Below are 20,652 nucleotides of genomic sequence, written 5' to 3' on the forward strand. Positions count from 1 at the left end.
CGCCCGCCCCCGCCTGTCCGATCAGCGGGCCTAGGCCGGGTCCTGCGGCCCCCGTCCCGACAGCACCTCGCCGTACGCCTGCATCAGGTCCGGCAGCCGCAGTGTCGACAAGTCGTCCCGCGTCAGCGTCCCTGGATACGTCGACAGCCGCAGGTCCCGGTAGGCGCAGCTTTTCTCGTACAGGGTCCGCAGGAAGCGTCCGTTGCCCAGCTCGTCGATCCACCCCTGGTCCACCACGTGCCCGGCGATCGACCGCAGCTCGTCCAGCGCCTCCTCGTCCCACGCGTCCCCGTTGTCCGCGGCGAGCACCTCACCGATCGACGTGAGTTCGAGCGGACGGTACGACGGGAAGTCGACGCGGGTCGTGAAGCGGGAGGAGAGTCCGGGGTTCGCCGCGAGGAGGCGGTCCATGCCCTCCGGATAGCCGGCCAGGATCACCACCAGGTGGTCCCGGTTGTCCTCGGCCCGCTTCAGCAGGACCTGCAGGGCCTCGTCTCCGTACGCGTCGCCCTTGCCGTAGCCGGAGTTGGACAGCGAGTAGGCCTCGTCGACGAACAGGACGCCGCCCAGCGCGGAGTCGATCAGTTCGTTGGCCTTCACGGCCGTCTGGCCCAGGTACTCGCCGACGAGGTCGGCCCGCTGGGCCTCCACGAGGTGGTCGCCGCCGAGCAGGCCGAGGGCGTAGAAGACGCGGCCGAGGATGCGGGCCACCGTGGTCTTGCCGGTGCCGGACGGGCCGGAGAACACGAAGTGCCGTTTCGGAGGCTGGACAGGCAGGCCCTGTCCGGCCCTCAGCCGGGCCATGTTGAGCTGTGCCGAAAGGGCCTTGACCTGCCGTTTCACCGGCTCCAGACCCACCATGCGCTCCAGTTCGGCGAGCGCCTCCTCCAGTAACACCGGGTCGGTGGGGCCGGCCGGCAGGACCGAGGGCACGACGGTCTTCTCGCGTACGGCCGGGTCGGGCACGATCGGGGCGGGACCGACGGGCGGCAGGTCCGAGGGCTCGGTGAGCTTGAGGTCCCGGCCCTCGGTGCCGAACAGCGGGTCCAGGACGTCCGGCCCGTCCCCGACGTCCTGGCCGATTCCGCTCAGCGTGATGGCCGCGAGGTCGGCGGTGTCGTCGTAGCCGTCGCCCTCGGAGATCGCGGCGAGCCGGGCCGAGGTGTCCATGAAGGCGGGGTCGACGCGGTGCACGGCCCGGTACAGGGGGAGCGCGGCGGCGGAACGGCCGGTGCCCTCGTGCGCGCGGGCCAGCCAGTACCGCAGCTCCTTGCGCTGCGGCTGTTCGCTGCGGCAGCGCATCAACGCCGTCGAGAGGAGCGGCTCGGCCTGCCCGTACATCTCCAGCCGGACCCGGGCCATTCCGCCGAACAGACCGGCCTCGATGCCGAGGAGGGGGTCGTCGAGGAGCGGGTCGGTGTGCCGGACGAGCTGCTCCCAGTCCTTGACCAGGTAGGCGCGGCAGGCGTGCAGGAAGCGGACCTGGTGGTCGGTGTCGACGGGCGGGAGACCGGCGAGCGCCCGGTCCAGCTCGGGCACGTGCCGGCCGTCCAGCCAGTGCGAGGCGTGCGCGAGCAGGAGATCGCGGGGGCTCTCCAGCACGGGCTGGACCCACCAGCCGAGCCAGTACCAGGAGTTGAGCGTGCGGCGGTGCCGGGTGCGCTGGTCACCGAAGCGATCGCGGTGCCGGAACATCCTGAGCAGCGCCGTCGTCGTGTCGACGCGCAGCGCGTGCAGCCCGAGCCAGCCGTCGGCCATGCCGGGATCGATCCGCACCGCGGTGCGGAACTCCTCCTCCGCCTGCGGATACGCGCCCATGGTGTAGGCGTCCACGCCTCGTAGCCAGGCGAGGTCGGCCGGGGCCTCGGGGCCCTGCGTGCCGAAGTCCATCACGTCCCCCACAAACCGTGCCCCCGTCGGTATGCCGCCGGGCCGGAGCCCCTCGGCTGCCATGGTCGAACCGCTGTGCTGCAGACCGGAGTTGCCAGGTGCGCGCAGCAGTCGTCCGTAGGTCGCACCGAGGGGCATCGTACCTGCGGGGGAGCACCCCGCCGAAGGGTGTGGCAGAGCCCGTTCGACGAGGTGGGAGCAGAGGGGGCGCACCGTCGCGTGGTGACCCTGGGTGAGCTGGCGGCGGCACGGCGCATCCGCAAACCGGCGCGAATGGGGGCGTGAGGGCAGAACGAAGCCCCCGATCACGGGGGAACAACCGGGGGCTTCGCGACTGCGGGGCGGCTTCTGAGGCCGCACATTGAGAACGTAAGTCCTGTACGGGCCCTCGGTCAAGCCGAGTTGAAGCACTTGACGAAGTCCAAACGCAAGGTCCTTCACCGTTTCACCACATTGAGGGTGGCCACTCACCGTGCGTGACCAGATGGTGCGCTCAGCGCGTTCCCTCGGGTCCCGGCAGCACCTCGTACCCCTCCGGCAACTGCCGTACCAAACCGTGCGCGTACGGCCGCGACGGGTCTTCGGCGAAATGTCGCGCCTCCGCCTCGACCCAGCCGTCCCAGAACTCCCGCTGTTCCTCCCCGTCCCGGAACCGCCCGCGGGTCCAGGCCTCCTCGCGGGGGAACTCCATCCACAGCAGTTGCGCCAGATACGGCCGCAGGGCGCGGCGGCCGGCGCCGACGCCCTCGATCACCATCACGGGAGCCGGGGGGAGCGGCCGGGGCGGGCCGAAGCGACGGGTGCGCCAGTCGTAGGGAGCGTAGTGCGCCGTCCCGCCGCGGCCGAGCGGCTCGATCACCTGGGTCAGCAGCCGCCCGGTCCACGCGAACAGCTCGTCGTGGGTCGCGAGGTCGTCCAGGTGGAGCACCGGCGCCCCGCCCAGTGCCTCGGCCAGCCGCTCCGCGAACGTGGACTTGCCCGACCCGGCGTGCCCGTCGACGCCGATCAGGCGGACCGGGCCGCAGGACGGCGGCAGACGGCGGAGCCGGGAGGCGAGCTGGCGGATGGCGGTTCCTGGCGGTGGTCGCGGTGGTGGCAGAGATGGCGGTGGTGGCGGCGGGGTGGGCAAGTCTAGCGGCGCGGGGCCGCCCTCCCGCAGGTCACGCCAGTGGACCAGACCAATATTGCCTGGCGTGGCACAGGCTGAGGTGCTGGCAGGTCCGCCCGCCTCCCGCCATAGTTGGCCCACACCGCACACCGGACCGCTCCGACTCGGACACCTTGGGGGTCTTCCGCTCATGAGCAGAGCCGCACAACCGTCCAGCAGAGCCGACCAGCTCTCCGACCGAACCGATCAGCCGTCCCGCAGGACACTCCTCGCCGCCGCGGTCGTCGCCGCCGTGGCGGGTGGCGCGGCCCCCGCGGTGGCGGAGGCCGCCGGGCCGGCCGAGCCGGGGGGTCCGGACGCGGCGCCCGGCGCGGCCCCGGCCCGCACCGTGGACCACCACTCCTGGACCACCTACACCGGCTGGCGCTCCGGCACCGCCGCCGGCACCCGTGCCGTCTCCGGGGCCCGGCCCGGCCTGGTCCTCGCGGCCCCGGCCGGGACCACCGACTACACCGACCCGCACACCGGCACCACCGCCGCCTGGGAGTACGCGACCTGGACGTCCCCCGTCCACCGCCTCGCGGTCCCCGCCACCGAGGCGATCGCCTCCTGGAACGCCAGCACGCCGGCCGGCACCTGGCTCCGGATCGAGCTGAAGGCCGCCTACTCCGACGGCACGGACACCCCCTGGTACGTGATGGGCCGGTGGGCGGCCGGCGACCAGGACATCAAGCGGACCTCCGTCGACGACCAGACCGACGGCAAGAGCACCGTGTGGACGGACACCCTCGCCGTCGACGACGCCGCGACCGGCCTGCGCCTCACGTCGTACCGGCTGCGGCTGACCCTCTACCGCAGGCCCGGCACGAAGCTCACCCCCACCGTGTGGCGGGTCGGCGCGATGGGCTCCGACGTGCCGGACCGTTTCACCGTGCCGGCCTCGGTGCCCGGCCTCGCGCAGGAACTGGTCGTCCCGCGCTACTCGCAGGAGATCCACGTCGGCCAGTACCCCGAGTACGACAACGGCGGCGAGGCCTGGTGCAGCCCCACCTCCTCCCAGATGATCATCGAGTACTGGGGCGGTCGTCTCACCCCCGGCCAACTGGCCTGGGTCGACCCCACGTACGCCGACCCGCAGGTGTGTCACGCGGCCCGGTACACCTTCGACCACCAGTACAAGGGCTGCGGCAACTGGCCGTTCAACGCCGCCTACGCCGCGACCTTCAAGGACCTCCAGGGAGTGGTGACCCGGCTCACCTCCCTGACCGACCTGGAGACGCTCATCGCGGCCGGTATCCCGGCCATCACCTCCCAGTCCTTCCTGAAGGAGGAGCTGACGGGTGCGGGGTACGGCACGTCCGGGCATCTGATGACCGTGATCGGCTTCACCGCGGACGGCGACGTGATCGCCAACGACCCGGCCTCGCCGAGCGATCAGGCGGTGCGGCGCGTCTACCGGCGACGGGAGTTCGAGAACATCTGGCTGCGGACCAAGCGCTACAACGCGAGCGGCAAGGTCGCGTCCGGCACCGGAGGCGTCTGCTACCTCTACTTCCCGGCACGTCCGAGCCCGCTCCAGTGCAGGGCGCTCGAGGCGGTCGGCGTCCGCTGAGAATCCCTTCGGTGACGGCCCCGGCGCGACCGGGGCCGTCGGCGTGTGAGGAAGCTCTCAGCCGCAAAAGCCCCGCGCGGTGGCAAGGTGGACGGATCGGCGGGGGTCCGCCGTCCATCGCACGCCCGACCGTCAGTGAGACACCATGACCGCACACACCGCCGCCGTCACCGCCGCCCGCACGCGTACCGGCGGGCCCAAGGACGACGGTCCGAAGATCTTCGAACACGTCATGGGATGGACCCTGGTCGTCGTCGTGGCGATGCTCGTGACCCAGCTCGGCCTGGTCTGACACCGGTGCGGGAGCGCCGTCGGCGGCCCGCAGCCGCTGTGACGTCACCCACGTTCGACCTGACATACTGACGTCGTCCCGCCGACCGTTGGAGACCAGGGTCGACATTGAATATCAGCCAGCAGCGTGACGCGTCCCGTCCCCGGGCGCGCGGCACCGAGCGCTCACTGGCGCGTCGCGCCGAACTCATCGCCATCGGGCGCCGGTTGTTCGCCGACACGTCCTACGACGCGCTCTCCATGGACGACATCGCCCGGCAGGCGCACGTCGCCAAGGGGCTGATCTACTACTACTTCCAGTCCAAGCGCGGCTATTACCTGGCGATCATCCAGGACTCCGTAGCCGACCTGGTGTCCTTCGCGGCGAGCGGCATCGAACTGCCCCAGGTGGACCGGGTCCACCGCACGATCGACGGCTATCTGCGCTTCGCCGAGCACCACCAGTCCGCGTACCGCACCATCGTCAGCGGCGGCGTCGGCTTCGACATCGAGGTGCACGCCATCCGGGACGGGGTCCGCGAGGCGATCGTGGCCACCATCGCCGAAGGGGCGTACGGCCACAGCGACATCCCGGCGCTGCCCCGCATGAGCCTGCTGTCGTGGGTGTGCAGCGTGGAGGGCGCGACCCTCGACTGGATCGACCGCCCCGACCTCTCCCGCGAGACCATGCGCGACCTCCTGGTGAGGACCCTGGGCGGTGCCCTGCGCGCCGTCGAGGAACTCGACCCCGCCTTCCCGGCCCCGAAGCCGGCCCGACGCCAGGCCTGAACCGCCCTCGGGGCGAAGGCTCGTGGTCCTCCGCCCCGAGTGCCCTCGCGGGACCGGCTAGTTGATGGCCTTGATCAGCTCACCGCCGGCCGTGTCGCCGCTCAGCTCCCAGAAGAAGGTCCCGCCAAGACCCTGCTGGTTCTTGTACGTCATCTTCGTCGCGACGGTCGCCGGGGTGTCGTAACTCCACCAGTTGTTCCCGCACTTGGCGTACGCCGTCCCGCCCACCGTGCCCGTCACCGGGCACTTGGTCTTCAGCACCTTGTAGTCCTCGATGCCCTGCTCGTACGTCCCCGCGGCCGGTCCGGTCGCGGTGCCGCCGGGTGCCGACTGGGTGACTCCGGTCCAGCCGCGCCCGTAGAAGCCGATGCCCAGCAGCAGCTTCGAGGCGGGGATACCGAGGCCCTTGAGCTTGGCGATGGTCGCCGAGGTGTGGGTGTTCGCCTTCGGGATGCCGGAGTAGGAGTGCAACGGCGAGTGCGGGGCCGTCGGCCCGGTGGCGTCCCAGGCGCCGAAGTAGTCGTACGTCATGGGGTTGTACCAGTCGACGTACTGCGCCGCGCCCGCGTAGTCCGCCGCGTCGATCTTGCCGCCCGCGGTGGCGTCGGCGGTGATGGCCGCGGTGACGAGGTTCCCGGTGCCGAACTTCGCGCGGAGCGCCTGCATGAGGTTCTTGAAGGCCGCCCGGCCGCTGGTGTCACAGGTGGCGCCGCAGGTGTTCGGGTACTCCCAGTCGATGTCGATGCCGTCGAAGACGTCGGCCCACTTGGAGTTCTCGACCAGGTCGTAGCACGACCGGGCGAACGAGGCCGGGTTCCTGGCGGCCTCGCCGAACCCGCCCGACCAGGTCCAACCGCCGAAGGACCAGAGGACCTTGAGGCCCGGGTGCTTCTTCTTCAGCTCGCGCAGCTGGTTGAAGTTGCCGCGCAACGGCTGGTCCCAGGTGTCGGCAACCCCGTCCACGGACTCGGCGGCGGTGTGGGTGCGGTCGGTGGCGGCGTAGGCGTCGCCCATCGTGCACTTGCCGCCGGTGACGTTGCCGAAGGCGTAGTTGATGTGGGTGAGCTTCGCCGCCGATCCGGACGTCTCGATGTTCCTGACGAGGTACTTGCGGTCGTAGGTGCCCCATTCCGTGAAGTAGCCGAGGACCTTGGACCCGGCGGCCACCCGCGCGGACGGGGTGGCGGCGTCGGTGGCGGTGGCGGAGCCCGCACCGGCGAGCAGGCCGGCGCCGAGCACGGCCGTACAGGCGGCGGCGACGAGCGCCCGGAAGCGGGAGCGGCGGTGGGCGGAGTGCTGCATCGGGTGTCACCTCGTGGGGGAGAGGGGAACGCGCGCCGATTGGCATGAACGCGGTAACGCGGTGTCGAGAGCGTAGGAGGACTAGACCAGTTGGTCAATGGTGCGGACCAATCCTGTCCGGTCCTGCCGTGCGGCCCTCTTGCCCCGCGGGCATACTCACAGCGCCGAGCCGCCGGCCGGCAGGGGAAGGAGAGGGATGCCATGACCGACCGTGTCCCGCCGTCCACGGACCGCCTCCTGCCCACCGACGAGGCCCGCGACCTGCTCGGCCTCGTCCAGGACATCGCCCGCCGCGAGATCGCCCCCAAGGCCGCCGAGGAGGAGGACGCCGGACGCTTCCCACGCGAGCTGTTCACCCTCCTGTCCGAATCGGGCCTCCTCGGCCTGCCGTACCCCTCCGCGTACGGCGGCGGCGACCAGCCCTACGAGGTCTACCTCCAAGTCCTCGAGGAACTCGCCGCCGCCCGCCTCACCGTCGGACTGGGCGTCAGCGTGCACACCCTGGCCAGCTACGCCCTCGCCGCCCACGGCACCGAGGAGCAGAGGGGCGCCCGCCTGCCCGCCATGCTCGGCGGCGGACTGCTCGGCGCCTACTGCCTCTCCGAGCCCACCTCCGGCTCGGACGCGGCCGCGCTGCGCACCCGGGCCGTCCGGGACGGCGACGGCTGGATCATCGACGGGACCAAGGCCTGGACCACCCACGGCGGCGTCGCCGACTTCTACACCGTCATGGCGCGCACCGGCGGCGAGGGCGCCCGCGGGATCACCGCGTTCCTGGTGCCCGGCGACACCGAGGGGCTGAGCGCCGCGCCGCCGGAGAGGAAGATGGGTCTCAAGGGCTCGCCGACCGCCCAGGTCCACTTCGACGGCGTGCGGATCCCCGACGCGCTGCGCATCGGCGGCGAGGGCCAGGGCTTCGCCATCGCCCTCGCCGCACTGGACTCCGGACGGCTCGGCATCGCCGCCTGCGCGGTCGGCGTCGCGCGGGCCGCCCTTGACGAGGCGGTCGCCTACGCCACCGTGCGGCGGCAGTTCGGGCGGCCGATCGCCGACTTCCAGGGGCTGCGCTTCCTGCTCGCCGACATGGCGACCCGGGTCGAGTCGGGCCGGGCCCTGTACCTCGCGGCGGCACGGCTGCGGGACGCGGGCCGGCCGTTCGTCCGGCAGGCGGCCATGGCCAAACTGCACTGCACCGACGCGGCGATGCAGGTCACCACGGACGCCGTCCAGGTGCTCGGCGGATACGGCTACACCGCGGACTTCCCCGTCGAACGCTATCTGCGCGAGGCCAAGGTCCTGCAGATCGTCGAGGGCACCAATCAGATCCAGCGCATGGTCATCGCCCGTCACCTGCTGGGTCCGGAGACCCGCTGAACTGGCCCGGCCGCACCAGTGGCGCCGCGAGCCGCACCCACTCCGGGTCCCGCCGGCCGGGCAGGGTGCGGCCCCCGTCGGCCCAGACGCGCATCATGTCGCGGTAGATCGGCGGGTCCGGCGGAGGCGGCGGCGGAGCCAGCGGAACCGATCCTGCGGGCACGGGGACGAACAGTTGGCGGTGACGCCCGGGGTCTGGATATGTGGGGGTCATACCAGGGCAACGCGAGCGCGCGACGCCAGGTCACGGCCCGCACCCTTGTGCGTGAGTTCGGGACATGCCCCGTGCCCGCACGAACCGCGTACCGCCTCCGGACGTACCGTCACATGCCCGACCTGCACCCGCGATCGAGCGACACCCGGACATGCTGATCCTGCGCCACGGCCGGGCTGCCGGCCATGGCGCGGGGCGGCTACGGGAGTCGGGCCGAGGCGCTCAGGCGGCGTGGCGGCGCATCGCCGGCACGCGCATGGGGCGCGAGGCCGGTCCGCCGACGTGCGAGAAGGGCTGCGTGCGCCAGTCCAGCCCCTGAGGGAGCGTCAACAGCAGTGCCGTCTCCTGCTCCTGGGGATCCACCGACTCGTCCGCCGGACGGGCCTCGGCCGCCGTACGGCCGGTGCCGGCGCAGACGGTGAGCCCGAACGGGTTCCACGGCGAAGCGCACAGCGCGTGCTCCGGCAGGATCTCCTCGTCGGCCAGCAGGGCGATGGGCTGCGCGCAGTCCGGGCAGATCACCCGGTACATCTCGAAGGTGTCGTACGCGTCGAACTCGTCGGCGTGGTCGCCGTTCTCGTCGTCGAAGCCGTCCGGGCCGTCGAAGCCGTCGGGTTCGACGCCCTCCGGCTCGGACTCGACGATGGTGGGCTGGAACCGCTTGGGCGCGGTGCGACCAGGGCGCTTAAGACTCTGCATGGGATTCTCCCCCTCGGGCTGGGCCGTTCAGGCGCTGCGGCCTCGACCACAGCAAGCACTTCCCAGCCCGTCTCGGCGGTAATCACGGCAGCATCACGAAGACTTGGCACGGACTGTGGCGTTCGTCACATGCCAATCGCAGATGCCGATCAGCTCGTACGGTCCGCCACATCACGAACCGGTATGACCTGGGCTGTATACGTATACGAAGAGATCACGGGCCCTGTAGGTTCTTGCGTCATGGAGGAGCTGGACCGACAGATCGTGCAGCTGCTCGTCAAGGACGGGCGGATGAGTTACACCGACCTGGGCAAGGCCACGGGCCTGTCCACGTCGGCCGTGCATCAGCGGGTGCGCCGGCTGGAACAGCGCGGCGTCATCCGGGGCTACGCGGCCGTCGTCGACGCCGAGGCCGTCGGGCTGCCCCTGACCGCCTTCATCTCGGTGAAACCGTTCGACCCCAGCGCGCCCGACGACATCGCCGACCGGCTCTCCGGGGTGCCCGAGATCGAGGCCTGCCACAGCGTGGCCGGGGACGAGAACTACATCCTCAAGGTGCGGGTGGGCACCCCGCACGAACTCGAGGAGCTGCTGGGGCGGCTGCGGGCCCTCGCGGGCGTCTCCACGCGCACCACGGTCGTGCTGTCCACCCCGTACGAGGCACGCCCGCCCCGGATCTGAGGGCCGTCGCACCGGACGGTCCCCAGGCGGCTCCCGGTACCAGGGGTCCCCCGTGCCGGCCGGCACGGGCGAGGCGCGAAACTGGTGCCATGAGTGAGCGCACGCCCGACCCGAAGACCGTCCTGCTCCGCCGAGGAGAGGTGCACAGCCCCGCCGACCCGTTCGCGACCGCGATGGTCGTCGAGCGCGGCCAGGTCGCCTGGGTCGGCTCCGAGGGCGCGGCCGACGCCTTCGCGGACGGCGTCGACGAGGTGGTCGACCTGGACGGCGCCCTGGTCACCCCCGCGTTCACCGACGCGCACGTCCACACCACGTCCACCGGCCTCGCCCTGACCGGCCTCGACCTGTCGACCGCGCCCGACCTGGAGGCGGCCCTGGCCCGGGTACGGGACTTCGCCGCGGCCCGACCACGGGACAAGGTCCTGCTCGGCCACGGCTGGGACGCCTCGCGCTGGCCCGGCGGCCGCCCCCCGACGCGTGCGGAACTGGACGAGGCCACGGGCGGTCGGCCCCTCTACCTGTCCCGGATCGACGTGCACTCGGCGGTCGTCACCACCGCCCTGCTCGACCTGGCCCCCGGCCTCGGCGCGACGGACGGGCCGCTCGACGCCCCGCTCACCGCCGGCGCCCACCACGCCGTCCGCGCCGCCGCGTTCGCAGCCGTGACGCCGATCCAGCGCGCCGAGGCCCAGCGGGCCGCCCTCGCGCACGCCGCCTCGCTCGGCATCGGCTCGGTCCACGAGTGCGCCGGTCCCGAGATCTCCTCCGAGGACGACTTCACCGCACTGCTGCGACTGGCCGCCGAGGAGCCCGGCCCGCGGGTCGTCGGCTACTGGGCGGAGCAGGACGTCGACAAGGCCCGCGAACTGGGCGCCCTCGGCGCCGCCGGGGACCTCTTCGTCGACGGGGCCCTCGGCTCGCACACCGCCTGCCTGCACGACCCGTACACCGACGCCGCCCACACCGGCACCGCGTACCTGGACGCCGTCGCCGTCGCGGTGCATGTCACGGCCTGCACCGAGGCCGGCCTCCAGGCGGGCTTCCACGCCATCGGCGACGCCGCCGTCACCGCCGTCGTCGAGGGGGTGCGCGCGGCGGCGGACAAGGTCGGCCTGGCCCGCGTCCGCGCCGCCCGGCACCGGGTCGAGCACGCCGAGATGCTCACCCCGGAGACGATCGCCGCCTTCGCCGAGCTGGGCCTCACCGCCTCTGTCCAGCCCGCCTTCGACGCCCTGTGGGGCGGCGAGGACGGCATGTACGCCCAGCGCCTGGGCGCCGAGCGGGCCCGCACCCTCAACCCCTTCGCGGCCCTGCTGCGCTCCGGCGTCCCGCTCGCCTTCGGCTCCGACAGCCCGGTCACCCCCCTCGACCCGTGGGGCACGGTCCGGGCCGCCGCCTTCCACCGCACGCCCGAGCACCGGGTCTCCGTACGCGCCGCCTTCACCGCCCACACCCGCGGCGGCTGGCGCGCGGTCGGCCGCGACGACGCGGGCGTCCTGGTGCCGGGCGCCCCCGCCGACTACGCCGTCTGGCGCACCGGCGCGCTCGTCGTGCAGGCCCCCGACGACCGGGTCGCCCGCTGGTCCACCGACCCCCGCTCCGGCACCCCCGGCCTGCCCGACCTGACACCCGGCACGGAGTCGCCCGTGTGCCTGCGTACGGTCGTCGGCGGCCGGTCGGTGTTCGTACGGCCGGGCGAGTGATCCGCCGGGGCGCGGCGCGGAAGATCACCCGTCCGCGCGGCGTCCCGAGAGAGCCGCCGACCGCCCGCTGACCAGCGCGTTACCCGAAGAGTCGCAGGTCGAACGGCTGTTGACAGCCGACCGCGGGGGGCCGGTAGGTTCGGCCGGGTCCACCACCGGACGCCCCACCGGGGAACGTCCGCGCACTCGCCGGGGCGCCGCTGGGTCAGGGACGGTGTGCCGCACCGGCGCACCGCCACTGGGAGCCAGGCTCAGCGCCGCACCAGGGCGCGGGAACGTTCCGGCCGGTCGGGGAGGTGTGACCCGGGTGGGGCCCGGACGCTCAGTAGACAACGGCTTCAGGTCGACCCGCAGCCGGCGGGTCCCAGGTCGGCCCGAAGGGCGCCGGGCCCCCATCCGCAGGACCGCACGGGCACTGCCCCAGGCAGTACGCTCGGACATACAAGCCCAAAGGCACACTCATACCCCGCTCTTGTGGAAACGACACCACCATACGAACGTCCTGTCACGTCACCGCAGGCGGCGGCCACTATGGTGGTCCCCTGCGTATGGACACGAAGGGGCAGCAGTGAACGACGGCGACGCGACCCGCGCGGCACAGGACCGGGGGAGGAAGTTCGGTCCGCTCGGCACGGCGTTGGTGATCATTCCGACCTTCAACGAGGCGGAGAACATCAAGAGCATCGTCGGCCGGGTGCGGGAGGCCGTCCCCGAGGCGCACGTCCTCGTGGCCGACGACAACAGCCCCGACGGCACCGGCGAACTCGCCGACGAACTGGCCGCCGCGGACGACCACGTCCAGGTGCTGCACCGCAAGGGCAAGGAGGGCCTCGGCGCCGCCTACCTCGCGGGCTTCCGCTGGGGCATGGAGCACGGCTACGGCGTCCTGGTCGAGATGGACGCCGACGGCTCCCACCAGCCCGAGGAACTGCCCCGCCTGCTCACCGCCCTGAAGGGGGCCGACCTCGTGCTGGGCTCCCGCTGGGTGCCGGGCGGCCGGGTCGTGAACTGGCCCAGATCCCGCGAGATCATCTCCCGCGGCGGCAGCCTCTACTCGCGCCTGGCGCTGGACCTCCCGCTGCGCGACATCACCGGCGGCTACCGCGCCTTCCGGCGCGAGACCCTCGAAGGCCTCGGCCTCGACGAGGTCGCCTCCCAGGGGTACTGCTTCCAGGTCGACCTCGCCCGCCGGGCGGTCAAGGCCGGCTACCACGTCGTCGAGGTCCCCATCACGTTCGTCGAGCGCGAGCTGGGCGACTCCAAGATGAGCCGCGACATCCTCGTGGAGGCACTCTGGCGGGTCACCGCCTGGGGCGTGGGAGAGCGCGTCGGCAAGATCGCGGGCCGGACGGGCGCGCAGGAGAAGCCGCAGTCCCCGCCGCAGCCCGCCCCGTCACAGTCCTCCCCGTCCTCTCCCTCGTCGCAGCAGTCGTCGTAGTCCTGGGCACCCACCCGGCGGGATCGCACAGGAACCGCTGATCAGCCCCTTATGCCGCTCTGAGCCGGGGCCAGGCACACTGGGAGCATGACGACTGGCGCTCAGACTCCCACGCCCCCCAACGCCCGGCCCAGGCGCTCGCGTCTGCGGACGTTCCTGTCGCTGGGGCTCGCCGCGTGGCTGGTGCTGGAGATCTGGCTGCTGACCGTGGTGGCCGGAGCGACCAGCGGGTTCACCGTCTTCCTGCTCCTGCTCGCCGGTTTCCTGCTCGGCTCGGTGGTCATCAAGCGAGCGGGCCGACGCGCCTTCAAGAACCTCAACGAGGCGCTCCAGCGCGGCACACCCCCCTCCTCGGGCGGTGGCAACGGCCTGATGATGCTCGGCGGTCTCCTCCTGATGATTCCGGGCCTGGCCTCCGACGCGCTGGGCCTGCTGCTGCTCCTCCCGCCGGTCCAGAAGGCCGTCGGCCGCTATGCGGAACGCACGGTCGACCGCAAGCTCCGCGCGGCGACCCCCGGCACCCTCGGCGACGCCTTCCAGCAGGCCCGTATGCACCGCCCGGACGGAAAGGTGGTCCAGGGCGAGGTGATCAAGCACGACGAGCGCGGTGAGGGCCGGGAGGAACAGCGTCCTCCGCTGACTCGGTGAGCCGGCCGGTCGGGGGGCGCAGCCCCCGGACCCCGCAGCAGCGCAAAGACCGCGGGCGCCGTACGTGCAATCACGTACGGCGCCCGCGGTCATTGTCGTGCGCTGTGAACCAGCCCCAGCTCCGCAGAACTATGCGGACTTGCGGCTGTCCCGAGGATGAACCGCGAGGTTCATCGCCCCGGAACGCAGAACGGCCAGCCGTTCCTCGAGGACCTCTTCGAGTTCCTCGCGGGTCCGCCGCTCCATCAGCATGTCCCAGTGCGTACGCGCGGGCTTGGCCTTCTTCTCCTCAGGGCCGTCGCCGTCCACGAGAAGCGCAGGCGCTCCGCAGACCTTGCACTCCCACTCCGGCGGGATCTCCGCCTCCACCGAGAAGGGCATTTCAAAGCGGTGCCCCTTCTCGCATGCGTACTCCACGGCCTGGCGCGGGGCCAGGTCGATGCCGCGGTCCGTCTCGTAGCTGGTCACCACGAGGCGCGTGCCGCGAAGAGCTCGCTCACTCATGAATCGTGCCTCCCGGGCTTGTCGCCCACAGGACAGGTGTCGCTGTCGTCGTCATCCGGTCAACGTCCGGTCGGCGGTAAAGATTCCCGTTCGGAGTCCCGTTCCGGGTCGTGCGTCGCCGTCGTAGCCGCAGCCTTGTCAACCAGTGCAGTACCCACCGGCGCCCGGTTTGTCACATCTGAAAGGAGATGTCACCCAGCGTTTCGGCATCTTTGACACGCAGTAACGGTACGCCTGGCAGGCCAAACGCGTACACTACCGCCCTTTCGCCTTGAGTGCTAAATCCTTTCGGGTACGGGATTCCCCGCGTCGGCGATCGCCCGCCGCACCGGGACCCGCGCGAGCAGCAGGAAACCGAGGACGAAGAAGATCACCAGCGAGATGATCGCGTCCCGATAGCTTCCGGTCACCTGGTAGGTGATCCCGAACACCAGCGGGCCGAGCCAGCTCGTCCCACGGTCGCTCACCTCGTACGCCGAGAAGTACTCGGCCTCCTTGCCGGGCGGGACGAGGTGGGAGAAGAGGGAGCGGGACAGGGCCTGGCTGCCGCCGAGGACCAGTCCGATCGCCGCCGCCAGCAGGAAGAAGCCCACCGGCGCGCCGGACGGCAGGAAGTAGCCGACGGCCAGGGTGAGCGTCCAGGCCACCAGCGAGCCGAGGATCGTGCGCTTCGCGCCGTATCTCCGCGACAGCCGGCCCATCGTCAGGGCGCCCGCGACGGCCAGGACCTGGACCAGCAGGATGGCGGCGATGAGGATGGACTGGCTGAGGCCTAGTTCCTCGGAGCCGTAGACCGAGGCCTGGGAGATCACCGTCTGGATGCCGTCGTTGTAGACCAGATAGGCCAGCAGGAAGGCGAGGGTCAGCGGGTGGCGGCGCATGTCCCGGTAGGTGGCCACGAGCTGGCGCAGGCCCGGGGCGGCCGCCTGGCGCACCGCGGAGGTGACCGCCGGCGGGCGGTCGCGCAGCCGGAGCAGCGGAATCAGTGCGAAGCCGCCCCACCACAGGCCCGCCGAGGCGAGGCAGATCCGCACGGCCGTGGACTCCGAGACGCCGAAGGAGTCGTGGGCGAGGTAGAGGACCAGGTTGACGACCAGGACCAGGGAGCCCGCCGCGTATCCGAAGGCCCAGCCGCGTGAGGACACCGCGTCGCGTTCCTCGGGCGGGGCGATCTGGGGCAGGTAGGAGTTGTAGAGCATCATCGCTACGGACTGGGCCGCGTTCGCCACCACGAGCAGCACACCGCCGAGGAGATAACGGTCGCCGGACAGGAAGAACATGCCCGTCGTGGCGGCGGCCCCGGTGTAGGCGGCGGCCGCGAGGAAGGGCTTCTTGCGGCCGGTCCGGTCGGCGGCCGCGCCCACCAGCGGCATCACCAGGACGGCCACGATCACCGACAGCGACACCGAGTACGCGAAGAAGGAGCCCGCGCGGACCGGGATGCCCAGGGGGTGCACATAGCCGCCGGGGTCGGCGGCCTCCTTGGCGACCGAGGTCAGGTACGGGCCCAGGAACACGGTGAGCACGCTCGTCGAGTAGACGGAGCACGCCCAGTCGTAGAAGTACCAGCCGCGCTGCTCGCGCCGCCGCCCGGCGGCGTCGTCGGACGCCTCCGTCCGCACGGTCTCCGTGCCCACCCGCCCCTCGCCTCCCCGCCCCGGATGTCGCGCGCGGGCCGCGGACCAGGGGAGGACCGGGTCAGACCCAGACGCCCCGGTCCTCCATGACCTTGCGCAACGTGTCGATGTGATCGGTCATGATGCCATCCACCCCCAGGTCCAGGAGCCGGTGCATCCGATCCGCTTCGTTGATCGTCCACACGTGCACCTTGAGCCCGCGCGCGTGGGCGGAACGCACGAAGCGGTGGTCCACGACCTGGATGCCCGACTGGGCCTCCGGCACCTGGGCGGCGACCGCCGACCGGCGCAGCGCCGCGGGCACCCCCCAGGACCGCAGCCGCAGATTGAGCACCCCCCGGGTGCCGTACGACGTGGCCAGGCGAGGGCCGGCCAGCCGCTGGGCGCGCACGACGCGGGCCTCGGAGAAGGAGCCGACGCAGACCCGGTCCCATGCGTTCGTGCGCCCGATGAGGTTGAGGAGCGGGTGGAGCGCCGGTTCGGCCTTCATGTCGACGTTCCAGCGGACCTCGGGGAAGGTCTCCAGGAGTTCCTCGAACAGCGGGACCGGCTCCTTGCCCGCCACGCGCGCGTCCCGTACGTCCGCCCACGGCAGATCGGCGATGCGGCCCGCGCCGTCGGACAGCCGGTCCAGCGTCGCGTCGTGGAAGGCGACGAGTCTGCCGTCCCGCGTGGCGTGCACGTCCGTCTCGATGTAGCGGTAGCCCGCCTCGACCGCGCGCCGGAACTGCGCCACGGTGTTCTCCAGACCGTCGGCGGCTCCGCCGCGGTGGGCGAACGGGATGGGGCCCGGATGGTCGAGGTACGGGTGGCGTATGAGGGTGCTCACGGACGCAGTATCGCCCCCTGCGGTGGCCCGGTGGCAACGACCGTGCCGCCGCCGGATGCCGGGGGTACGGCGAACACCCGCAGGAAGAGCTGCGCGAGGGGTCCGATCGACAGCGCGTACAGCAGTGTGCCGACGCCGATGGTGCCCCCCAAGGCGAAGCCGGTCGCCACGACCGTGATCTCGACGGCCGTCCGCATCAGGCGGATCGACCGGCCGGTGCGCCGGTGCAGCCCCGTCATCAGCCCGTCGCGCGGACCCGGCCCGAAGGACGCCGCTATATAGAGGCCGGTGGCCGCGCCGTTGAGGACGATGCCCGCCACCAGCAGCGGCACCCGCACGGCCAGACCGTGCGCCTCGGGGACCAGGGCGAGCGTGCCGTCCATCGCGAGGCCGACCACGAAGACGTTCGACACGGTGCCGAGGCCCGGACGCTGGCGCAGCGGGATCCACAGCAGCAGAACGGCGGCGCCCACGATGATCGACACGACGCCGATGGACAGGTTGCTCCGTTCGGCGAGCCCCTGGTGGAGCACGTTCCAGGGCTCCAGACCGAGGCCCGCCCGCACGAGAAGCGCGGAACTGGCGCCGTAGAGCGCGAGCCCTGCGTAGAGCTGGGTGAGGCGGCGGGGGAGGCCGCCGTTCGGCGGGACGGTCGGCGAAGGCGGCTCGGACAAGTGGACCCCTGGTGGTGGTAGTGGCCTTGCGCATGTCACTCTGTGGCGTGGAAGGCATGGCCAACCATGGCCAATCCCGGGAAGGTGGACTGATATTCATGGCGCAGTGGACCTCCGCGGTGGGGGCCGCACAGCTCGCGCGGCTTCTCACGTCCCAGCAGGACCGGCCGGCCGGCCCCGGGACCCGGCGTCCGCCCGCCTACCGCGCGCTCGCCGACGGCGTCCGGCTGCTCGTCCTGGAGGGGCGGGTCCCCGTCGCCGCCCGGCTGCCCGCCGAACGCGAACTGGCCCTCGCCCTGTCCGTGAGCCGTACGACCGTCGCCGCCGCCTACGAGGCGCTGCGCGCGGAAGGGTTCCTGGAGTCCCGGCGGGGCGCCGGCAGCTGGACCTCCGTCCCCGCGGGAAACCCGGTGCCCGCGCGCGGGCTCGAACCCCTGCCGCCCGAGGCCCTCGGCTCGGTGATCGACCTGGGCTGCGCCGCCCTCCCCGCCCCCGAGCCGTGGCTCACCCGGGCCGTCCAGGGCGCGCTGGAGGAACTGCCCCCGTACGCCCACACGCACGGTGACTATCCGGCCGGTCTGCCCGCCCTGCGCGCGATGATCGCCGAGCGGTACACCCGGCGCGGGATCCCGACGATGCCCGAGCAGATCATGGTGACCACCGGCGCGATGGGCGCCATCGACGCGATCTGTCATCTCTTCGGCGGCCGCGGCGAGCGCATCGCCGTCGAATCACCCTCGTACGCCAACATCCTCCAGCTGATGCGGGAGGCGGGCGCCCGACTGGTGCCCGTGGCGATGGCCGAGGGGCTCGCCGGGTGGGACATGGACCGCTGGCGGCAGGTCCTGCGCGAGGCGGCGCCGCGCATCGCCTATGTCGTCGCCGACTTCCACAACCCGACCGGCGCGCTCGCCGACGAGGACCAGCGGCGCCGGCTCGTCGAGGCGGCCCGGTCGGCCGGGACCGTGCTGGTCGCCGACGAGACGATGACCGAGCTGTGGCTCGACGACGACGTCGAGATGCCCCGTCCGGTGTGCGGCTTCGACCCGGCCGGATCGACGGTGATCACCGTGGGCTCGGCGAGCAAGGCCTTCTGGGCCGGGATGCGCATCGGCTGGGTCCGGGCCGCCCCCGACGTCATCCGCAGCCTGGTCGCGGCCCGCGCCTACGCCGACCTCGGCACGCCGGTCCTGGAGCAGCTGGCCGTGAACTGGCTGTTCAGCACCGGAGGCTGGGAGCAGGCCGTGGAACTGCGGCGCGAACAGGCCAGGGGCAACCGGGACGCGCTGGTCGCGGCGGTGCGCCGGGAGCTGCCGGAGTGGGAGTTCGCCGTGCCGAAGGGCGGACTGACCCTGTGGGTGCGGGCCGGCGGACTGTCCGGGTCGCGGCTGGCCGAGGCGGGGGAGCGCGTCGGGGTACGGGTGCCGTCCGGGCCCCGGTTCGGCGTCGACGGCGCCTTCGAGGGGTATGTGCGGCTGCCGTTCACGGTGGGGGGCGCGGTGGCGGAGGAGGCGGCGGCGCGACTGGCCGCGGCGGCCCGGATCGTGGAGAGCGGGGGGACCGCGGGCGGCGAGGGCCCCCGCACGTTCGTCGCCTGACGGGCCGCGGACGGGTGTGGGATCACCCGTCCGCGGCCCGTCGGAGTCATCGCTTGCGCGACAGGCCCTTCTAGGAACTCTCCGCCGCCACGGCCTCGGCCGGCACCGGCAGGCTCTCGCCGTCCGCCGGGGTCGTCCGCGGCGGCAGCAGGTCCAGCACGGCCTGCCGGTGCGCGTCGCTGGTGGCGTCGTCGTACGGGTCCGGAGTGGCCGGCACCTGGAGTCGGTGCGCCGGGCCGGTGCCCAGCCGGGCGTACCCGCGCCCCGGTGGAACGTGCTCGGCGGGGGTGGTGTGCGGGCGGACGCCCAGGACCGCCTCCAGCTGCCTGGCCGGGGCGGGCCCGAGGACGACCCGCGCGCGCGTGTGCTGCCGTACGGCGTCGCTGAGCGTGTCGAGGCTGTCGAACTGTTCGGCCACCACCACCGTCACCTGGGCGGCGCGGCCGTGTCGGAGGGGAACCTGGAGGAGGACCTGCGGGTCCTTGCGGCCGTCCGCGTCGGCGAGGTGGGTGAACGCCGTGGGACGGTCGAGCAGGATCCACAGGGGGCGCTTGGTGTCGTCCGGCGGGGGGTGGCCCTCCTGGCGGGCGCGGTTGGCGGCGATCAGACGGCGCTCGGTCTCGTGCGCCGCCCACTCCAGGCTGGCCAGCGCCCCGGCGAGCCCGACCTCGACGCCCAGCACGCCGTCCCGGCCGGTCAGGCAGGCGTACTCGCCGGTGCCGCCGCCGTCGATGACCAGGACGTCGCCGTACCGGAGGGCCTGGAGGGCGATCGAGCGCAGCAGGGTGGAGGTGCCGCTGCCGGGCTGGCCGACCGCCAGCAGGTGCGGCTCGGTGGAGCGGAGGCCGGTGCGCCAGACGACCGGTGGGACGTCGCGCCGCTCCTCGCCGTGGGTGAGGGGGAGCGTGCGCTGGACCTGGGAGGGGTCGGTGAAGCCGAGGACGGTCTCGCCGGGCGCGGTCACGAAGCGCTGGGCGGCGAGGTCGGTGGGGAGCGGGGCGAGCACCGACACGGTGAGCGTGTTGCCCTCCTCGTCCCAGGCGAAGTGGTATTCGCGGCCCCGGCCGGACTTGGCCGTGAGCAGATGCTCGACACGCGCGCGTGCCTCGCCCTCGCCGTCCGGGAAGTACGCGGGGTAGCGGATCTCCAGCTGGGTGATCCGGCCCGGTCCGTCGAACTCGTACGACGGGAAGGCCTTCTCCCACTCGCCGCCGTGGGCGTAGAGGGGAGAAGGGTCCTCCGTCGTGGAGAAGTACGGCACCAGGGCCTCGTACAGCGCCTGGAGTCGCTGGGTCTGCGACTCGTCGGGGCCGTCGGGAGCCGGTGGGATGCGGTCCCGGCCCTGCCAGGCGGCTGCCGACATCAGTGTGATGACGGCGAGCAGCGGACCGTACGGTACGAGCGCCACGACCAGGATCACCGAGGCCACCAGGAACAGCAGCGGCCCGCGCCTGTCCTTGGGGGTCTCGGCCCACTTGCGCCGCCCGGCCGAGGCCAGCCGGCGCAGACCGCGGGTGACCGTGATCAGTGGGTGGAGGATGTCGGTGGCGCTGTCGGCCGCCGTCCGGGCCAGCTCCCGGCTCCGGGCGATCTGCGCGCTGCCTGTGCTCAGGATGCGAGGGAGGGGGCGCCGGGCCACTGCTGTCTCCTGGAGGTGCGTACGGAAGGGACGGACGGCGGGG

The 20,652-nt window shown here is 72.5% G+C and carries 18 protein-coding genes; 9 read left to right on the top strand and 9 right to left on the bottom strand.

Annotated features, from left to right (window positions below; translation table 11 throughout):
- Positions 1–30: 30 nt before the first annotated feature.
- Positions 31–1,890, bottom strand: a complete 1,860-nt coding sequence (locus tag ACFWJX_RS34700; protein ID WP_383250302.1) for an AAA family ATPase — start codon at positions 1,888–1,890, stop codon at positions 31–33.
- A gap of 493 nt (positions 1,891–2,383) precedes the next feature.
- The gene (locus ACFWJX_RS34705) at positions 2,384–2,989 is read right to left on the bottom strand and encodes a uridine kinase (RefSeq protein ID WP_383250358.1); all 606 of its coding nucleotides are present in this window, start codon (positions 2,987–2,989) and stop codon (positions 2,384–2,386) included.
- A 199-nt stretch (positions 2,990–3,188) separates the two neighbouring features.
- Between ACFWJX_RS34705 and ACFWJX_RS34710 the strand changes: the two genes are divergently transcribed.
- The 3 genes from ACFWJX_RS34710 (at position 3,189) to ACFWJX_RS34720 (ending at position 5,669) form a co-directional block, all read left to right on the top strand.
- Positions 3,189–4,610 (top strand): peptidase C39 family protein, encoded by a 1,422-nt coding sequence (locus tag ACFWJX_RS34710; protein ID WP_383250303.1) that lies wholly within the window; start codon positions 3,189–3,191, stop codon positions 4,608–4,610.
- 145 nt (positions 4,611–4,755) lie between these two features.
- Positions 4,756–4,902: an SCO1431 family membrane protein gene (locus tag ACFWJX_RS34715; protein WP_383250304.1), complete on the top strand. Its 147-nt coding sequence runs from the start codon at positions 4,756–4,758 to the stop codon at positions 4,900–4,902.
- Positions 4,903–5,009: 107 nt separating this feature from the next.
- On the top strand, positions 5,010–5,669 hold the full coding sequence (locus ACFWJX_RS34720) for a TetR/AcrR family transcriptional regulator (protein ID WP_383250305.1): 660 nt from the start codon (positions 5,010–5,012) through the stop codon (positions 5,667–5,669).
- Positions 5,670–5,726: 57 nt separating this feature from the next.
- Here the strand turns inward: ACFWJX_RS34720 and ACFWJX_RS34725 are convergent, their stop codons facing one another.
- Positions 5,727–6,971: a glycoside hydrolase family 18 protein gene (locus ACFWJX_RS34725; RefSeq protein ID WP_383250306.1), complete on the bottom strand. Its 1,245-nt coding sequence runs from the start codon at positions 6,969–6,971 to the stop codon at positions 5,727–5,729.
- Positions 6,972–7,172: 201 nt separating this feature from the next.
- On the opposite strand from ACFWJX_RS34725, the gene ACFWJX_RS34730 reads away from it, so the two are divergent.
- Positions 7,173–8,345, top strand: coding sequence for an acyl-CoA dehydrogenase family protein (locus tag ACFWJX_RS34730; RefSeq protein ID WP_383250307.1), 1,173 nt, complete (start codon positions 7,173–7,175; stop codon positions 8,343–8,345).
- Positions 8,346–8,781: 436 nt separating this feature from the next.
- On the opposite strand, the gene ACFWJX_RS34735 is transcribed toward ACFWJX_RS34730, so the two are convergent.
- Positions 8,782–9,258 (bottom strand): hypothetical protein, encoded by a 477-nt coding sequence (locus tag ACFWJX_RS34735; RefSeq protein WP_383250308.1) that lies wholly within the window; start codon positions 9,256–9,258, stop codon positions 8,782–8,784.
- 240 nt (positions 9,259–9,498) lie between these two features.
- Between ACFWJX_RS34735 and ACFWJX_RS34740 the strand changes: the two genes are divergently transcribed.
- From ACFWJX_RS34740 to fxsA, 4 genes are all read left to right on the top strand, one after another.
- Positions 9,499–9,939: an Lrp/AsnC family transcriptional regulator gene (locus ACFWJX_RS34740; protein WP_073498861.1), complete on the top strand. Its 441-nt coding sequence runs from the start codon at positions 9,499–9,501 to the stop codon at positions 9,937–9,939.
- A gap of 89 nt (positions 9,940–10,028) precedes the next feature.
- Positions 10,029–11,642, top strand: coding sequence for an amidohydrolase (locus ACFWJX_RS34745; RefSeq protein ID WP_383250309.1), 1,614 nt, complete (start codon positions 10,029–10,031; stop codon positions 11,640–11,642).
- Between the two features lie 568 nt (positions 11,643–12,210).
- Positions 12,211–13,080 (top strand): polyprenol monophosphomannose synthase, encoded by an 870-nt coding sequence (locus tag ACFWJX_RS34750; RefSeq protein ID WP_383250310.1) that lies wholly within the window; start codon positions 12,211–12,213, stop codon positions 13,078–13,080.
- 87 nt (positions 13,081–13,167) lie between these two features.
- A complete protein-coding gene (fxsA, locus tag ACFWJX_RS34755; RefSeq protein ID WP_383250311.1) occupies positions 13,168–13,728 on the top strand; it encodes an FxsA family membrane protein in 561 nt (186 codons plus the stop codon).
- Positions 13,729–13,857: 129 nt separating this feature from the next.
- On the opposite strand, the gene ACFWJX_RS34760 is transcribed toward fxsA, so the two are convergent.
- The 4 genes from ACFWJX_RS34760 to ACFWJX_RS34775 all read right to left on the bottom strand — a co-directional run bounded on the left by ACFWJX_RS34760 (position 13,858) and on the right by ACFWJX_RS34775 (position 17,372).
- The gene (locus ACFWJX_RS34760; RefSeq protein ID WP_020128921.1) at positions 13,858–14,232 is read right to left on the bottom strand and encodes an RNA polymerase-binding protein RbpA; all 375 of its coding nucleotides are present in this window, start codon (positions 14,230–14,232) and stop codon (positions 13,858–13,860) included.
- Positions 14,233–14,510: 278 nt separating this feature from the next.
- Positions 14,511–15,869, bottom strand: coding sequence for an MFS transporter (locus ACFWJX_RS34765; RefSeq protein WP_383250312.1), 1,359 nt, complete (start codon positions 15,867–15,869; stop codon positions 14,511–14,513).
- Between the two features lie 61 nt (positions 15,870–15,930).
- Positions 15,931–16,698 (bottom strand): glycerophosphodiester phosphodiesterase, encoded by a 768-nt coding sequence (locus tag ACFWJX_RS34770; protein WP_383250313.1) that lies wholly within the window; start codon positions 16,696–16,698, stop codon positions 15,931–15,933.
- On the bottom strand, positions 16,695–17,372 hold the full coding sequence (locus tag ACFWJX_RS34775) for a YitT family protein (protein ID WP_383250314.1): 678 nt from the start codon (positions 17,370–17,372) through the stop codon (positions 16,695–16,697). The genes ACFWJX_RS34770 and ACFWJX_RS34775 overlap by 4 nt, the downstream gene beginning before the upstream one ends.
- 98 nt (positions 17,373–17,470) lie before the next feature.
- On the opposite strand from ACFWJX_RS34775, the gene ACFWJX_RS34780 reads away from it, so the two are divergent.
- Positions 17,471–18,970 (top strand): PLP-dependent aminotransferase family protein, encoded by a 1,500-nt coding sequence (locus tag ACFWJX_RS34780; RefSeq protein WP_383250315.1) that lies wholly within the window; start codon positions 17,471–17,473, stop codon positions 18,968–18,970.
- 70 nt (positions 18,971–19,040) lie between these two features.
- Here ACFWJX_RS34780 and ACFWJX_RS34785 read toward each other — a convergent pair whose 3' ends face one another.
- Positions 19,041–20,609, bottom strand: coding sequence for a hypothetical protein (locus ACFWJX_RS34785; RefSeq protein ID WP_383250316.1), 1,569 nt, complete (start codon positions 20,607–20,609; stop codon positions 19,041–19,043).
- Between the last annotated feature and the right edge of the window lie 43 nt (positions 20,610–20,652).

Origin of the sequence: Streptomyces sp. NPDC058335 (genome assembly GCF_042723915.1) — a bacterium.
Taxonomy (GTDB): domain Bacteria; phylum Actinomycetota; class Actinomycetes; order Streptomycetales; family Streptomycetaceae; genus Streptomyces.

Bases quoted from the DNA above. Each gene is read 5' to 3' on its own strand.
- ACFWJX_RS34700 (WP_383250302.1), bottom strand. From the start codon at position 1,890: ATGGACTTCGGCACGCAGGGCCCCGAGGCCCCGGCCGACCTCGCCTGG.
- ACFWJX_RS34710 (WP_383250303.1), top strand. From the start codon at position 3,189: ATGAGCAGAGCCGCACAACCGTCCAGCAGAGCCGACCAGCTCTCCGAC.
- ACFWJX_RS34715 (WP_383250304.1), top strand. From the start codon at position 4,756: ATGACCGCACACACCGCCGCCGTCACCGCCGCCCGCACGCGTACCGGC.
- ACFWJX_RS34725 (WP_383250306.1), bottom strand. From the start codon at position 6,971: ATGCAGCACTCCGCCCACCGCCGCTCCCGCTTCCGGGCGCTCGTCGCC.
- ACFWJX_RS34730 (WP_383250307.1), top strand. From the start codon at position 7,173: ATGACCGACCGTGTCCCGCCGTCCACGGACCGCCTCCTGCCCACCGAC.
- ACFWJX_RS34735 (WP_383250308.1), bottom strand. From the start codon at position 9,258: ATGCAGAGTCTTAAGCGCCCTGGTCGCACCGCGCCCAAGCGGTTCCAG.
- ACFWJX_RS34740 (WP_073498861.1), top strand. From the start codon at position 9,499: ATGGAGGAGCTGGACCGACAGATCGTGCAGCTGCTCGTCAAGGACGGG.
- ACFWJX_RS34745 (WP_383250309.1), top strand. From the start codon at position 10,029: ATGAGTGAGCGCACGCCCGACCCGAAGACCGTCCTGCTCCGCCGAGGA.
- fxsA (WP_383250311.1), top strand. From the start codon at position 13,168: ATGACGACTGGCGCTCAGACTCCCACGCCCCCCAACGCCCGGCCCAGG.
- ACFWJX_RS34760 (WP_020128921.1), bottom strand. From the start codon at position 14,232: ATGAGTGAGCGAGCTCTTCGCGGCACGCGCCTCGTGGTGACCAGCTAC.
- ACFWJX_RS34780 (WP_383250315.1), top strand. From the start codon at position 17,471: ATGGCGCAGTGGACCTCCGCGGTGGGGGCCGCACAGCTCGCGCGGCTT.